Source organism: Mucilaginibacter sp. 14171R-50 (assembly GCF_010093045.1).
In the GTDB taxonomy this organism is placed as follows: domain Bacteria; phylum Bacteroidota; class Bacteroidia; order Sphingobacteriales; family Sphingobacteriaceae; genus Mucilaginibacter.
Map to the genome: position 1 here is coordinate 4,441,544 of NZ_CP048115.1, position 14,063 is coordinate 4,455,606.

Sequence of the window (14,063 nt, forward strand, 5' to 3'; positions counted from 1 at the left end):
TATTATTTAGTAGTAGTTGATGCAGTGGTAACCTCGCCAATTAAATGCACCATATTCTGGGCTGGGTTGGTATTAGCTGTAATAGTTATCTGTTTATCCTGCAGGCCCATTTTGGCGGCGCTGTTAAAGGTAACCTTTATTGCACCGGCCTGGCCGGGCTGTATAGGTGCTTTAGGCCACTCGGGCTTGGTGCAGCCGCATGTGGCAACTGCATCTTTAATTATCAATGGCGATTTACCCGAATTGGTAAATTTAAATTCGTAAGTAACTTTTTCGCCTTCTTTTATTTTGCCAAAATCATGCGTTTCTTTTTCAAACTTCATTACAGGCGCGTTAGTTGCGGCGACATTGCCGGTAGCGGCAACGGCCGCATTAGCACTGTGGCTTGATTGGTTGCAGGCCGTTGTAATTAACAAACCGGCAGCAATTGCACATAAAAACAGCTTTTTCATCTGAACTTATTTATTGATTTAATGAATTCTTTATACATTTTAAGATGGGCTCATCTGCACATTTATACCTACTCTATCAACCCCCTGCCTATCTTTTTTATTTTGTTGTCGGCTTTAAGCTCAAACAAAATCTTGTCTAATATACCGTTTATAAACGAATTACTTTTAGGCGTACTAAACTCTTTTGATATCTCCAGGTATTCGTTAATGGTAACTTTAACCGGGATAGATGTAAAGTTAATAAATTCTACAATGGCCATTTTCATTAATAAGGTATCCATCATGGCAATACGGTCGGGTTCCCAGTTTTGCGTCTTTTGCGCAATAAGCTCCTGGTAAGCGGCATCGTGACGGATGCTTTGCTCAAACAGATTGATCACAAATTCCCTATCCTCTACCCAATTACCGCTAATTTCGGCCAGTTTATTTTCGGCATAATTGTCAGACGAGAAATTCTTGAACGTTTTGGCGATCAGCGCCTGCAGCACTTCGCGGTCAACCGGCCAGTAAATAAATTTATCCTCGAACACCTGTTCGGCTAACGACGATTTTAGGATCACCTTCTTGAAAATGAATTTGATGATATCTTTGTCAGTTTGTATGGTGTCGTCGGTTTTAGCTATATATTCGGCGTATTCCGTTGATTTTTTCAGGGTGGTGAATAAAGATTTTGCCAGTTCAGGGTCGAACGACCACTCCACCTTATACTTTTTAAGGGCGGCAAGGTAATCCTTGTTTTCTTTTAACGAGAGGATAAATCGGTTGCTTAATATTTTTACACTCGCGTTCAGATCCTCGGCTGTGGGTAAATGTTTGTTAGCCCTCTCCGCAGCATCGATTTCTGCATATTCAATAACTTCGCTTATCAGCGATAGCATCCATATATACATTTCAAAAACCTGGTCGATACTGTGCAGCAGATGTTTTTCATGTGCCTTGATTTCTTTAGTATCCGATTGGTGGAACGCGTACAGCGATTGTAACACTTTTACCCTGAGGTGCCTTCTGTTTAACATGTTGTAAGAACGATTATGGCCGCGCCTTATGCACGCCTATGATAAATTTTTAATAGGTTGATTTTACTTTTTTAATATCAGCAATACGTTTTTCGGCAATTTTGTTTGCCGCGTCAGTTGTAGAAATGCTTTCGAGCTTAGAAAGTTTTAAAACATTGCGCGTAGCTTCGTAAATATTTTCGGTAAGCTGCATGGTGCGCTTTTTACTAAAACCCATTAACTCCGAATAGCAGTTAATAATACCTCCCGCATTTATAACGTAATCGGGCGCAAAAAGGATGCCTTTATCAAGCAGCATCTTGCCATGCTCCTGTTCGTCCTGCAATTGGTTATTGGCCGAGCCCGCGATAATGCCGCATTTAATTTTCTTAATGGTTTCGGTATTAATGGTAGCCCCTAACGCACAGGGCGAATAAATATCTGCATCGATATCAAAAATTGAATTGTTTGATACCGCCTCGGCGCCATATTTCTTTGATACCTGGCGTGTGCGCTCGTCATTAATGTCGCTTATATAAACCTTGGCATTCTCGTCGCGCAGCAGTTTAACCAGGCTCTCGCCCACGTGGCCTATGCCCTGCACAATTACCGATTTGCCGGTAAGGCTATCGCTGCCAAACTGCTCTTTTACACATGCTTTTATCCCCATAAACACGCCTTTTGCCGCAATTGGCGCGGGGTCGCCACTGCCGCCCAGACTTTCGGGTATCCCGGTTACGTGCTGGGTTTCCATGCGTATGTACTCCATGTCGCGCGGGTTGGTGCCCACATCCTCCGATGTGATAAACTCGCCGTTAAGGTTTTTGATATACCGGCCAAACTTACGCATCAGCGCTTCGGTTTTATCCTTGCGCGAGTCGCCTATAATAACCGAGTAGCCACCGCCCATGTTAAGCCCTGCTATGGCACATTTATAGGTCATGCTTTTAGAAAGGCGCAAAACATCGTTCAAAGCGTCGCCTTCGGTTTTATAGGCCCACATGCGTGTGCTGCCAAATGCCGGGCCAAGCGTTGTATCGTGTATAGCTATAATGGCCCTTAAACCGGTATCCGGGTCGCTGCAAAACACAACTTTCTTGTGTCCGAAAACATCGAGCTGGTTAAAGATACTTGTAGTTGGCTGTTGAGCGGGCATTTGTGGTAGCGGCAAATGTAATTGTTTGTTAGCACTGCAAAACTAACGGTTTTTTTTATTGTGGCAAAGTATAAGTCAGAAAGTCGGCAGAGGGAAAGTCCGAAAGATGATATCACAGCTACTTTTTACTTTGGAGTTATTATTAAACCTGTACTTTTGAAATACAGGCAGCATCTTCCGGTCTTACGGACTTTACTGACTTTCCGGACTTCAAAACACATGAAAGAACTCGCATACCTCAATAAATTCTTTTATAAATACCGCTGGCGGCTGGTGCCCGGTGTGCTGTTTGTTATCATATCAAACATCTTTGCGGTACTGCCTGCCCAGGTTATCCGCGTTGCCTTTGACCTGGTTACCGAAAACATTGGTGTGTACCAGCTTTTCGACGGGTTTAACAGGCAGCACATTATTTATGATATTTTTGGCTCCAGCCTGTTGCTTTTCGGCGCATTGGTGTTAATGCTGGCCTTACTAAGGGGCTTGTTCCTGTTTTTTATGCGGCAAACCATTATCCTGATGTCGCGGCATATCGAATACGACCTGAAGAACGAGATCTACGCCCATTACCAGGTGTTATCGCTGGCATTTTACCGCCGCCACAACACCGGCGACCTGATGAACCGCGTTACTGAGGATGTAAGCCGTGTGCGCATGTACCTTGGGCCGGGTATCATGTACACCATTAACACGGTTATATTGTTTATACTGGTAATATATGCCATGCTAACGGTAAATGTAAGGCTGGCTATATTTTCGGTACTCCCCCTGCCTATCCTGGCAGTCATCATATTTTATGTAAACACGGTCATCGAGTTTCGCAGCGAAAAGATACAGCAACGGCTTTCGGCCTTATCCAGCTTTGTACAGGAAAATTTTTCGGGCATCAGGGTCATCAAATCCTACGTGCGCGAAGGTTTTGTGCGCCAAAAATTTGCCGAAGAAAGCGAAGATTACAAAACGCAAAGCATGGCGCTGGCTAAAGTGCAGGCACTGTTTTTTCCTTCTATGCTGCTGCTGATAGGGTTAAGTAATGTAATCACTATGTACATCGGGGGTGTCGAGGTAATGAAGGGCAACATCACCCCGGGTAATATCGCCGAGTTTATAGTGTATTTGAATATGCTGGCCTTCCCGGTAATATCGCTGGGCTGGGTAACCTCGCTGATACAGCGCGCGGCAGCTTCGCAAAAACGGATAAACGAGTTTCTGCATGAGCAGCCCGAGATCATATCGCCCCCTGCCGCGCCGCACACACTCAAAGGAAAAATAGAGTTCAGAAATGTATCTTTCAGGTATCCAGATACAGGTATCACCGCTTTAAATAACGTATCGTTTACGGTAAATCCCGGCGAAATGGTAGCGATAATAGGGCGTACAGGGTCCGGTAAATCTACGATAGGTAATTTAATTATGCGCATGTATGATACCACCGGCGGCGAAATACTTGTAGACGATACCCCGCTCACCCGCTTAAACCTGGATAATTACCGCTCACAGATAGGTTTTGTGCCCCAGGAGGTTTTCCTGTTCTCGGATATCATATCGCACAATATTGCCTTTAGTGCCGATGTGCTGGATATGCCGCGTGTTGAGCAGGCCGCCAAAGATGCTGCTGTTTACAATAATATTATGGAGCTTGAAAAAGGCTTTGAAACCCTGATAGGTGAGCGTGGTGTAACGCTATCGGGCGGGCAAAAACAGCGCGTAAGCATTGCGCGCGCTATAGTTAAGCATCCGCAGGTGCTTATATTCGACGATTGCCTGTCGGCCGTTGATACCCGCACCGAGGAGGAAATATTAAATAACCTTGGGCGTATTATGCAGGATAAAACCAGCATGATCATATCGCATCGTATATCAACCATCAAAAATGCCGACAACATACTGGTGCTTGATGGTGGTAGAATAGTTGAACAAGGCACCCACAACCAACTGATGGATTTGAAAGGCGCTTACTTTGAGTTGTACGAAAAGCAATTGCTTGAGGAAGAAGAACAGGCCTAATAGGTAACCATTTACCGCTTTCGGCGTAAAAGATTCAATAAAGTTTAATTATTGTGCAAATATACTTGCAATTGAATTTTTATATATATTTAGGCCACCAAAACTATTACAATAAAAAAAATATATGGGAGATTTTGACAACAGAGAGCGTGAAGAGGTTTACTCGAAGAAGGTAAGGGCCGGGAAGAGAACTTATTTTTTTGATGTAAAAGCTACCAGGTCTAACGACTATTATGTGACCATCACAGAAAGTAAAAAACGTTTAGAGGATGGGGTTTTTATTAAGCATAAGATCTTTTTATACAAAGAGGACTTTGAAAAATTTGCCGAGGGGTTAAAAGACACCGTAGATTACATAAAAGACCACCAGGAGGTTGTTGAAAAACGCTATGAGTTTAGCGAAAATACCGAAGTGGCCAAAGCCGACGAGGATTTCTCCTTTTAAAAAGCGAACTAAACAAACCTAAATAAAATACAAAAATACCCGCTCAAAAGGCGGGTATTTTTGTATTATATATCTTACCTATTACCTGGCCATAGTTGCAGCACCCACACCTGCAATTATGAAGATAACAAATATCAGAATATCCAAGGCTAGGATCACAATAGTAAAAATACCCCAAAACTTAAAAAAAGATTTAAGCTTACTTAATGCCAGGGTCATCTCTTGTGTGTTTTGAAAAGCTACTGCTTTTTTAACACGATCGCCAAATTGGTAAAGGTATAAGGCGAAGAAAAAGGTAAATACGGCAATAAGCAAGTAAAAAAACGTGACTACGCCACCCATGCCGGCAGCGCCTGCCATCATGGGGTTCATAGATGCCATAGTTGAAAATAATGCACCGACAAACAGCGCCATTATCGCTACAAATGCTGTACCTATAAAGCCCATTATCCCTAAAAAGTAGGCCCATTGCCCGGCTTTTTGCAAATAATACTGTGCTTCGTCCGTTAAAATTAGTTTTGATTCCGGCTCTGGTGCGGCCGGCTGCATCGGTGTTTCGTCGATTTCCATTGTGTTTAATAAAGGTTTAAATTTCTTTTAAATATAGAAAATTATCCCAAACCAAACCAAGCTTACAGCAATACACCCTGCATAAATAACACCGCCACGCTGAAATAAATAATAAGGCCGGTAACATCAACCAATGTGGCCACAAACGGCGCGGATGAGGTTGCGGGGTCGGCGCCAAGACGCTTTAAAAGCAGCGGCAGCATTGAGCCCGCCAACGATCCCCACAGCACCACCCCTACCAGCGCAATGCCAACGGTTAGGCCTACCAGCAGCCAGTGCGGGCCGTATATATCGGTAAAAAATGTCCAGGTGAAAATTCTTAAGAAGCCTATTACACCAAGTGTCAGGCCAAGCATTAAGCCCGAGAGCAGTTCGCGGCGCATAACGCGCCACCACTCGGCAACGGTAACCTCGCCCAGCGCCATGGCCTGTATAATAAGCGTTGATGCCTGCGAGCCGCTATTGCCGCCGCTTGATATGATCAACGGTATAAACAACGCCAGCACTACCATTTTTTTTATAGAACCTTCAAAAAAGCCCATTGCAGTGGCCGTAAACATTTCGCCGATAAACAAAATGATCAGCCAGCCCACACGCTTTTTTACCAGGCGGAAGATGTTGATATCCAGGTACGGCTCATCCAAAGCCTCGGTACCACCAATTTTTTGTATATCCTCGGTATATTCTTCGTTCGCTATCCAAAGAATATCATCTACAGTAACAATACCAAGTAGTATGTTTTCTTCATCAACTACCGGCAGTGCCGTGCGGTTATTCATCCTGAAAACGTTAATCGCATCTTCCTGCGGGTCATTAGCGCTAAGGGAGATCAGTCGCCCGTCCATCAGCTGGCTTATTTTGGTTTCGGGCGCTACCAGCAATATCTCGCGGATACGGATATCGTCCAGCAAAATGCCGTTCTCGCCAATTACATATATTACGTCAATAGTTTCGGAGTTTTTACCGTAGCGGCGTATGTGCGACAGCACCCGGTTTACATCCCAGCTTTTTTTAACGGCAATATAATCGGGGGTCATCAAACGCCCAACGCTGTCTTCCTTGTAACCCAGCAGCGATAGTGCCTCATTGCGATCGGCCGGCGAAAGGTGCAATATCAATTTGGTAACCGCGTCGCCATGCAGCTCGCTGAAAAAGGCGGTACGGTCATCAGGCGGCAGCTCGTTGATGATCTCGCTTACCTTTTTGCCCGAAAGCTTTTTTATAATGCGCTCCTGCGTAGGGAAATCTAATATCCTGAAAACATTTACCGCCCTGTTGATAGAAAGCGTTTCGATGAATTTGGGGCCATGCTCCGGCAGTTCGTCAATAAGTTGCTCTACGTCAGATATATTCAGGTTGTTCAAATAATCCTGCAGCTGTGTGTTATCCTCTTGCTCCAGTAGTAGTTCTATTTGCTCAACCATCTCTTCCATACAGTGCCCGTTTTACATGTTTGTACTTATTTCCTTTTGTAACGCAGGCAAAAGTCGTTTATTTTTTCAAATTACAAGGCAGTTTTTTCTGTTATCTTTGCGGCTTCTTTGTTGGTTCATTGAGTCATTGAGTCATTGAGTCATTGGGTCATTGGGTCAATTTATTTTTTTAGGATTTAGAAATTAGAGTTTATAAATAATGGGTTTACAATGTGGTATAGTGGGTTTGCCAAATGTGGGTAAGTCGACACTTTTTAACTGTTTATCAAATGCCAAGGCACAGGCAGCAAACTTTCCGTTTTGCACCATAGAGCCAAACGTGGGCGTAATTACCGTGCCCGACGAGCGCCTTACAAAGCTTACAGAGATTGTTAACCCCAAAAATGTGGTGCCCAACACCATTGAGATTGTTGACATTGCGGGCCTTGTTAAAGGCGCCAGCAAGGGCGAAGGTTTGGGCAACCAGTTTTTGGCCAATATACGTGCTACAAATGCTATTTTACACGTATTGCGTTGTTTTGATAATGATAATGTGATACACGTAGACGGCTCGGTTGACCCGATACGCGACAAGGAGATCATTGATACCGAACTGCAGTTGAAAGATCTTGATTCGATAGAGAAAAAGATACAGAAGGTTGAGAAGATGGCGAAAACCGGCGGTGATAAAGAGGCTAAAAAAACGTATGATGTTTTAACTATTTACAGAAACCACCTGCTATCGGGCAAATCGGCCCGCACCGCGCCTGTTGCCGAAGAGGATAAGGAATACATTGAAGACATCTGGCTGCTTACCGCCAAACCTGTATTATACGTTTGCAACGTTGACGAAAGTTCAGTAGTTAACGGTAACGCCTATGTAGAAAAGGTAAAAGCGGTAGCAAAAGAAGAAGGCGCCGAGGTACTGGTGATATCGGCTCAGATAGAAGCCGAGATTGCCGAACTGGAATCATATGAAGAGCGCCAGGAGTTCCTGAACGACCTGGGACTGACCGAATCTGGTGTGAATAAACTTATTAAGGCGGCTTACCGCTTGCTTAACCTGGCAACCTACTTTACCGCGGGTGTGCAGGAAGTGCGCGCCTGGACCATTACACAGGGCTTTACCGCGCCGCAGGCGGCTGGCGTTATCCACACCGATTTTGAGAAAGGGTTTATCCGTGCCGAGGTTATAAAGTATGATGACTTTGTAAAGTTCAACGGTTCGGAAACTGCGATCAAAGAGAACGGCAAAATGGGCGTTGAAGGTAAAAGCTACGTGGTTGAGGATGGGGACATCATGCACTTCCGCTTTAATGTGTGATTATCACCAAAATACATAGAAACTCAAGAAAGGCCGCCGACAAGCGGCCTTTCTTGTAACTATTTTCCGGCTTGGATGTCTTACGTGGAAAAACTGATCTATGATGCCATTTAAAACAGCAGCGTGTTGTATTTTATTAAGCCTGTGTGCCCTTAACACGTTTTGCCAGCAGGCCAATTCCCATGATTTTTTTATAGCTGTTTTAAATGAAAGCGCCCAGCCCGCCGAAGCCGCGACCGTAAAACTTCAAAAAGACAACGCAACAGTATTAACCGCAGTTACCGATAACAAGGGTTTGGCACACTTTAAAGCCATAAAAGCCGGTACATATACCTTTGTGGTTACCTATACCGGTTACCAGCAGCAAACCACACCAACGTACCAGATCCCAGGAAAAATAACGTCGGCAACAGTTACCCTGCAGCCGGCCAGCACTTCTTTAAACGAAGTAAGTGTTGTGGCCCGTACGCCGCCTATACAGCATCAGCAAGGTAAAGTGATACTGGATGTTGGGGCATCGGTTACCAATACGGGCTTAACTGTGCTCGAGGTGCTTGAAAAATCGCCCGGGGTTATGGTTGATAAAAACGGCGGCATATCCTTAAACGGCAAGCCCGGCGTGCTGGTGATGATTGACAGCAAGCCCACCTATTTGTCGGGTGCTGATTTGAACAACCTGTTAACGAGCATGAGCTCGACCCAGGTTGCACAAATAGAGCTCATTGCTAATCCAACAGCGCGGTATGATGCTAACGGCAATGCAGGTATCATCAACATCAAAACAAAAAAGAACAATATAAAAGGGTTTAACGGCTCGTTAACTACAGCATTTGGGCAGGGCATTTACCCAAAAAATACCAATAGCCTGGTGTTAAATTACCGCGTGGGCAAGGTTAACACTTTCCTGAATTACAACGTTAATTACGTGGAATACATGATGGATATTTACGCCTTACGCAAGTACTATGACCCTAACGGCGCGTTAACTGCCATGTTCGATCAATACTCGTACCTACCGGGTAACAGCTTTAACAATACGCTAAAAACAGGCATGGATTACTTTATATCGCCCAAAACCACTATCGGTTTCGCCATAAGCGGCACCACTGTTAAGCGAAACAGCAGTAACCGCGCAAACGCCAACTGGCTGAGCCCGCAGGGTGTGCCCGACTCGGCTATTAACACCACAAACGAAAGCCGGAACCGCTTCAAAAACGGCACCATAAACCTTAACCTTAGGCATGGTTTTTCTGCTTCGCAGGATCTGGAGGTGAATGCCGACTATCTGCACTACGATATAAAGGCCGATCAAACATTTGAGAACCAACTGGTAGCTGCAAACGGTTACCACGAATTATCAAGGGGCAATATCCCTACAGGTATCAGGATAGCGTCAGCCAAGGCTGATTACACCCTAAAGCTGAATAAAACGGATGCACTTGCCCTGGGGTGGAAATCATCTTTAACAAATACAGATAACCTGGCAGCGTATGAAAACCTGAACGGATCGGTGTGGGAGGTTGACAACGCCAAAACAAACCATTTTATTTATAAAGAAAACATACACGCCCTGTACGGTACATTAGATAAAAAAATGGGCAAGGTATCCGGCCAACTCGGTTTAAGGTACGAGCATACCGGTTATAACGCGCACCAACTGGGCAATGCCGTTCAGCCCGATTCGTCGTTTTCGCGTAAATACAGCCAGCTATTTCCCAGTGGTTATTTAACCTACCAGGCCGATTCTGTTAACAGCTTCACCCTTACCGCCAGCCGCAGGATAGACCGCCCGCCGTTTCAATTGCTTAACCCGTTTTATGCCATCATTAACAAGTATACCTATAGCACGGGAAATCCCTATCTGTTACCCCAATTAAGCTGGAATTTTGAACTTAGCCACCAATACAAGGAACTGCTTACCACCACCGCTTCGTATAGCCGCATCACCAATTATTTTTCGCAGATATTCTTATCAGCGCCAAACGACGATGCCATACTTTTATACACGCAGGGCAATGTAGGCAGCACTTACAATCTCGGCCTATCGGCTACATTGGTTACTTCTCCGGTTAAATGGTGGTCGGTTACTGCGCAGGCGCTTTACAACCATAAACAGCTGCGCGGTTTTAATGGCAATAGCTTTACAACCGAGATAGACCAGCTGAACGTAAACGTAAACAACCAATTTACCATAGGCAAATACACCGCAGAACTAACAGGCTTTTACACTACTAAAGCGCGAAATGATGTGCAGGAACTTCTTTACCCTACCGGGCAGGTGTCTGTGGGTTTATCGCGGCCAATATTTGGTAAAAAGGGCACGTTAAGGCTTAACGCCCGAGACCTGTTTTTTACCAACGCTATGGAAGGATTCACTTCGTTCCCTAATGCAACTGAATACTTTTTATTGCATAGAGATACGCGGGTGGTTACCCTATCGTTTACTTACCGTTTTGGCAAATCATACAAAACCACCAAACGGGCTGCCAGCAGCGCGACAGATGAAATGGAAAGGGTTGGCAACGGATAAAGCAGAAAAAATCAATGTCGGATTATGAACATCGAATATCCAACTCCGAATTTTACCTTCATCATTCGGCATTAAACATTCGGTGTTCGATATTACAAATAAGAAAAGCGCCTGTTAGCTAACGGGCGCTTTTCTTATTCATGTTTTATCTGACTATTTTGATGACGATACCTGCATTGGGTTGGTACCAACTGACTGGCCTCGCACCGGCCCGCCTACTTTTTGCTTGAACAACTGGAACTTTGATGGTTCCGGCATTTTACCCCAATAGTTATTGCTTTCATCAATATCAGCGGTTTCGCGCATTGGATCGAGCTTTATAGAGGCAACCTCTTTATCATGGATGTAAAACTTAGATGCTGTCTTTTCGTTAAGCCGCCAAATTTGTACCGGGATACGGTCGGTCCATTTAGTACCATCCTTAAAGGTAAACTCAACTATAATAGGCATCACCAAACCACCTTTATTACTAAAGTTTAGTTCATAAAAGTATTTGCTGTTGTATTTAGCTTTATCAGCATCAGTTAACTCGTCGATAGCAAAGGGCTGCGGCGCAGGCTGTGCTTTAACCATAGCAGCAAACTTAACCGTGTCAACGGTTACCATGCCTCTATCATATTTCCAGTAAAAATCCTGCGTAGCAGTATCCCGGTCTGTTTGAAACCTGATATTCTTATCAGTACGGTTACGCACCTTGGAAATATCTTCGAAGGTATTTACCGCCGGTGCAGCAACCCTTGGCGAACCACCACGCTGCCTCATGGCAGGCAGTTTGGCATCCAGGTCGGCTTTGGCGTATTTAACCGAATCTAAAGAGATATCAACCGGCTCGGTACCGTAGAACCATCCTCTCCAAAACCAATCCAGGTCTTCGCCGCTGGCATCTTCCATTGTGCGGAACAAATCGGCGGGCGTTGGGTGTTTAAATGCCCAACGGCGTGCGTATTCTTTAAACGCGTAATCAAAAAGCTTACGCCCCATTATGGTTTCGCGCAGGATGTTTAGCGCGGTAGCAGGTTTAGAATATGCGTTAGGGCCAAAACGAACAATATTCTCAGAGTTGGTCATAACCGGCTCCAGTTCGTTCTTTGGTAACTTCATGTAATCAACAATGGTGTAAGCAGCACCCTTTTTACTCGGGAACTTGTTATCCCAAAGTTCCTCGGTAAGATATTCAACAAAGGAGTTCAAGCCCTCGTCCATCCAAGTCCACTGGCGCTCATCGCTGTTCACGATCATCGGGAAAAAGTTGTGCCCAACCTCGTGGATGATAACGCCGATCATGCCATTTTTGGTGCTTTCGCTGTAGGTGCCGTCTTTTTCGGTACGGCCATAGTTAAAGCATATCATCGGGTACTCCATACCGTTTGAAGCTTCAACAGATTGCGCTACCGGATATGGGTACGGAATGGTAAAATCAGAATAGGTTTTAACCGTATGAGCTACCAAACGGGTGGAGTATTTGCTGTACAGGTTGTAAGCTTCTTTGCCATAATAGCTCATGCACATTACATTTTTACCACCAACTTTTGCACCCATACCGTCCCATATAAACTTGCGCGATGATCCCCAGGCAAAATCGCGTACGTTATTGGCAACAAACACCCAAGTTTTTTTCGCGGTCGAAGGTGCTTTTTCCGCTGCCTTTGCTTCTGCCAGGTTCACTATTTCAACCGGTGTTGCCGATGTTTTTGCTTTATTATAGCGTGCCAGCCTTGCAGGGCTTAATACAGCGCTGTAATTGATACATTCGCCGGTGCCGCCAACAACATGGTCGGCAGGTACAGTCATTTGTACACGGAAGTTACCAAAGGTAAGCGCAAATTCGCCACGGCCGGTAAACTGGTGGTTTTGCCAGCCCTGAAAATCGCTGTAAACGCAAAGGCGCGGGTACCACTGTGTCATAGTAAACAAGTAGTTGCCATCTTCGGGAAAATATTCGTAGCCTCCGCGTCCGCCAACAGTCATACGGTCGGTAATTTTATAGGTCCAGTCAACGTTAAAAATAAACTGCGCTCCCGGTTTTAAAGGTGTTGGCAGGTCAATACGCATCATGGTTTTATTGATGGTGTATTTTAAGTTTTTGCCTGTGGCATCGGTTAACTTGGTGATCATATCACCAAGGCCGTTATCTGCGTCGCTGTTCCGGGCGTCGTTTTTATCAACGTTTTGCGTAGTAGTGGCCCTTGGCATGCCCGAACTGTTTTGATAGCCGGCGTTTCTGAGGCTGTTGTGTTCGTTTTCATCTAACTGCAGCCAGATATAGGTAAGCGGATCTGGCGAGTTATTGTAATAAGTAACCGTTTCGCTGCCGGTTAGCTTTAAGTTTTTCTCATCAAGTTCGCACTTAATGTTGTAATCGGCACGCTGCTGCCAGTATTTTGCGCCGGGTGCGCCGCTGGCCGTCCGTTGTTCATTAGGCGTACTTAAAATAGTGCCTAACTGCTCAAACTTATTGCCGTGGTTGCTGCCGGGGTTGTTTTGTATATCCTGGGCAAGGGCCGCACCCGCAATAGTTACCGAAAGAAAAAAGCTTGTAAAAATTCGCTTCATAGTTTATCGTTTAAAAATCAAATTTAAATTAAAATGGCAATCTTTCAAACGCCATCTGTACCGATAGCGCAAAAACACCTGCTGATATAAAAAACACCCAGTCGCGCCGGGTTACCTTCATAAAATTGATGCAAAGCAAGGCCAGTATCAATATTACGGCAACTACCACTATCTGCCCTGCTTCTAACCCCAGGTTAAAGCCAAAAAGCCCCCAGCCTATGGTTTGGTCGCGCGCAAGCATAATGCGAATGGTGTTTGCGAACCCCATCCCGTGTATCAGCCCGAAGAACAAGGCCAGCCAATAATTTACGTTCACGCTGCCATTTTTTTTATTTACCCGCCACAGGTTGTTTATGGCGGTAATAAAAATGGTACAGGGTATCAAAAACTCCACCCACTTGCCCGGGAAACGGATCACATCGAGCACGCTCAACGCCAGGGTTAACGAGTGGCCTATGGTAAAGGCGGTAACCAGTATCAGTACCTGTTTTAGATTTTTAAAGGTGTAAACCGATGCCAGCGCCAATATAAACAACTGGTGATCAAGCGCATCGGTGCTGATAATGTGTTTCCATCCAAGCCCGAAATAAAAACCAAGATCAGACATAATATTTCTTTA

11 protein-coding genes are annotated in these 14,063 nt (G+C 44.9%); 4 read left to right on the forward strand and 7 right to left on the reverse strand.

Annotated features, from left to right (window positions below):
- Window positions 1–2: 2 nt before the first annotated feature.
- The 3 genes from GWR56_RS20110 to GWR56_RS20120 form a co-directional block, all read right to left on the reverse strand.
- The gene (locus GWR56_RS20110) at window positions 3–452 is read right to left on the reverse strand and encodes a DUF1573 domain-containing protein (protein ID WP_162432982.1); all 450 of its coding nucleotides are present in this window, start codon (window positions 450–452) and stop codon (window positions 3–5) included.
- Window positions 453–520: 68 nt separating this feature from the next.
- Window positions 521–1,468, reverse strand: a complete 948-nt coding sequence (gene nusB, locus GWR56_RS20115) for a transcription antitermination factor NusB (RefSeq protein WP_162432983.1) — start codon at window positions 1,466–1,468, stop codon at window positions 521–523.
- Between the two features lie 49 nt (window positions 1,469–1,517).
- On the reverse strand, window positions 1,518–2,603 hold the full coding sequence (locus GWR56_RS20120) for a Glu/Leu/Phe/Val dehydrogenase (protein WP_162432984.1): 1,086 nt from the start codon (window positions 2,601–2,603) through the stop codon (window positions 1,518–1,520).
- A 219-nt stretch (window positions 2,604–2,822) separates the two neighbouring features.
- Between GWR56_RS20120 and GWR56_RS20125 the strand changes: the two genes are divergently transcribed.
- Window positions 2,823–4,610: an ABC transporter ATP-binding protein gene (locus GWR56_RS20125; RefSeq protein ID WP_162432985.1), complete on the forward strand. Its 1,788-nt coding sequence runs from the start codon at window positions 2,823–2,825 to the stop codon at window positions 4,608–4,610.
- 124 nt (window positions 4,611–4,734) lie between these two features.
- On the forward strand, window positions 4,735–5,055 hold the full coding sequence (locus tag GWR56_RS20130; protein ID WP_067052999.1) for a DUF3276 family protein: 321 nt from the start codon (window positions 4,735–4,737) through the stop codon (window positions 5,053–5,055).
- An 81-nt stretch (window positions 5,056–5,136) separates the two neighbouring features.
- Here GWR56_RS20130 and GWR56_RS20135 read toward each other — a convergent pair whose 3' ends face one another.
- Both GWR56_RS20135 and mgtE read right to left on the reverse strand, forming a co-directional pair.
- Window positions 5,137–5,625, reverse strand: coding sequence for a DUF5362 family protein (locus GWR56_RS20135; RefSeq protein WP_162432986.1), 489 nt, complete (start codon window positions 5,623–5,625; stop codon window positions 5,137–5,139).
- Between the two features lie 62 nt (window positions 5,626–5,687).
- The gene (gene mgtE, locus GWR56_RS20140) at window positions 5,688–7,058 is read right to left on the reverse strand and encodes a magnesium transporter (protein ID WP_162432987.1); all 1,371 of its coding nucleotides are present in this window, start codon (window positions 7,056–7,058) and stop codon (window positions 5,688–5,690) included.
- Between the two features lie 199 nt (window positions 7,059–7,257).
- Here mgtE and ychF point away from each other — a divergent pair, with 199 nt between their 5' ends.
- Both ychF and GWR56_RS20150 read left to right on the forward strand, forming a co-directional pair.
- Window positions 7,258–8,361: a redox-regulated ATPase YchF gene (ychF, locus tag GWR56_RS20145; RefSeq protein ID WP_162432988.1), complete on the forward strand. Its 1,104-nt coding sequence runs from the start codon at window positions 7,258–7,260 to the stop codon at window positions 8,359–8,361.
- Window positions 8,362–8,461: 100 nt separating this feature from the next.
- Window positions 8,462–10,891 (forward strand): outer membrane beta-barrel family protein, encoded by a 2,430-nt coding sequence (locus tag GWR56_RS20150; RefSeq protein WP_162432989.1) that lies wholly within the window; start codon window positions 8,462–8,464, stop codon window positions 10,889–10,891.
- Between the two features lie 153 nt (window positions 10,892–11,044).
- Here GWR56_RS20150 and GWR56_RS20155 read toward each other — a convergent pair whose 3' ends face one another.
- On the reverse strand, window positions 11,045–13,444 hold the full coding sequence (locus tag GWR56_RS20155; protein WP_162432990.1) for a M1 family metallopeptidase: 2,400 nt from the start codon (window positions 13,442–13,444) through the stop codon (window positions 11,045–11,047).
- 28 nt (window positions 13,445–13,472) lie between these two features.
- On the reverse strand, window positions 13,473–14,051 hold the full coding sequence (locus GWR56_RS20160; RefSeq protein ID WP_162432991.1) for a HupE/UreJ family protein: 579 nt from the start codon (window positions 14,049–14,051) through the stop codon (window positions 13,473–13,475).
- Window positions 14,052–14,063 lie beyond the last annotated feature (12 nt).

What these genes read in the sequence shown, in the direction of transcription:
- GWR56_RS20110 (WP_162432982.1), bottom strand. Translation starts at nt 452, where the DNA reads ATGAAAAAGCTGTTTTTATGTGCAATTGCTGCCGGTTTGTTAATTACA.
- ychF (WP_162432988.1), top strand. Translation starts at nt 7,258, where the DNA reads ATGGGTTTACAATGTGGTATAGTGGGTTTGCCAAATGTGGGTAAGTCG.
- GWR56_RS20150 (WP_162432989.1), top strand. Translation starts at nt 8,462, where the DNA reads ATGATGCCATTTAAAACAGCAGCGTGTTGTATTTTATTAAGCCTGTGT.
- nusB (WP_162432983.1), bottom strand. Translation starts at nt 1,468, where the DNA reads ATGTTAAACAGAAGGCACCTCAGGGTAAAAGTGTTACAATCGCTGTAC.
- GWR56_RS20130 (WP_067052999.1), top strand. Translation starts at nt 4,735, where the DNA reads ATGGGAGATTTTGACAACAGAGAGCGTGAAGAGGTTTACTCGAAGAAG.
- GWR56_RS20135 (WP_162432986.1), bottom strand. Translation starts at nt 5,625, where the DNA reads ATGGAAATCGACGAAACACCGATGCAGCCGGCCGCACCAGAGCCGGAA.
- GWR56_RS20160 (WP_162432991.1), bottom strand. Translation starts at nt 14,051, where the DNA reads ATGTCTGATCTTGGTTTTTATTTCGGGCTTGGATGGAAACACATTATC.
- GWR56_RS20155 (WP_162432990.1), bottom strand. Translation starts at nt 13,444, where the DNA reads ATGAAGCGAATTTTTACAAGCTTTTTTCTTTCGGTAACTATTGCGGGT.
- GWR56_RS20125 (WP_162432985.1), top strand. Translation starts at nt 2,823, where the DNA reads ATGAAAGAACTCGCATACCTCAATAAATTCTTTTATAAATACCGCTGG.
- GWR56_RS20120 (WP_162432984.1), bottom strand. Translation starts at nt 2,603, where the DNA reads ATGCCCGCTCAACAGCCAACTACAAGTATCTTTAACCAGCTCGATGTT.
- mgtE (WP_162432987.1), bottom strand. Translation starts at nt 7,058, where the DNA reads ATGGAAGAGATGGTTGAGCAAATAGAACTACTACTGGAGCAAGAGGAT.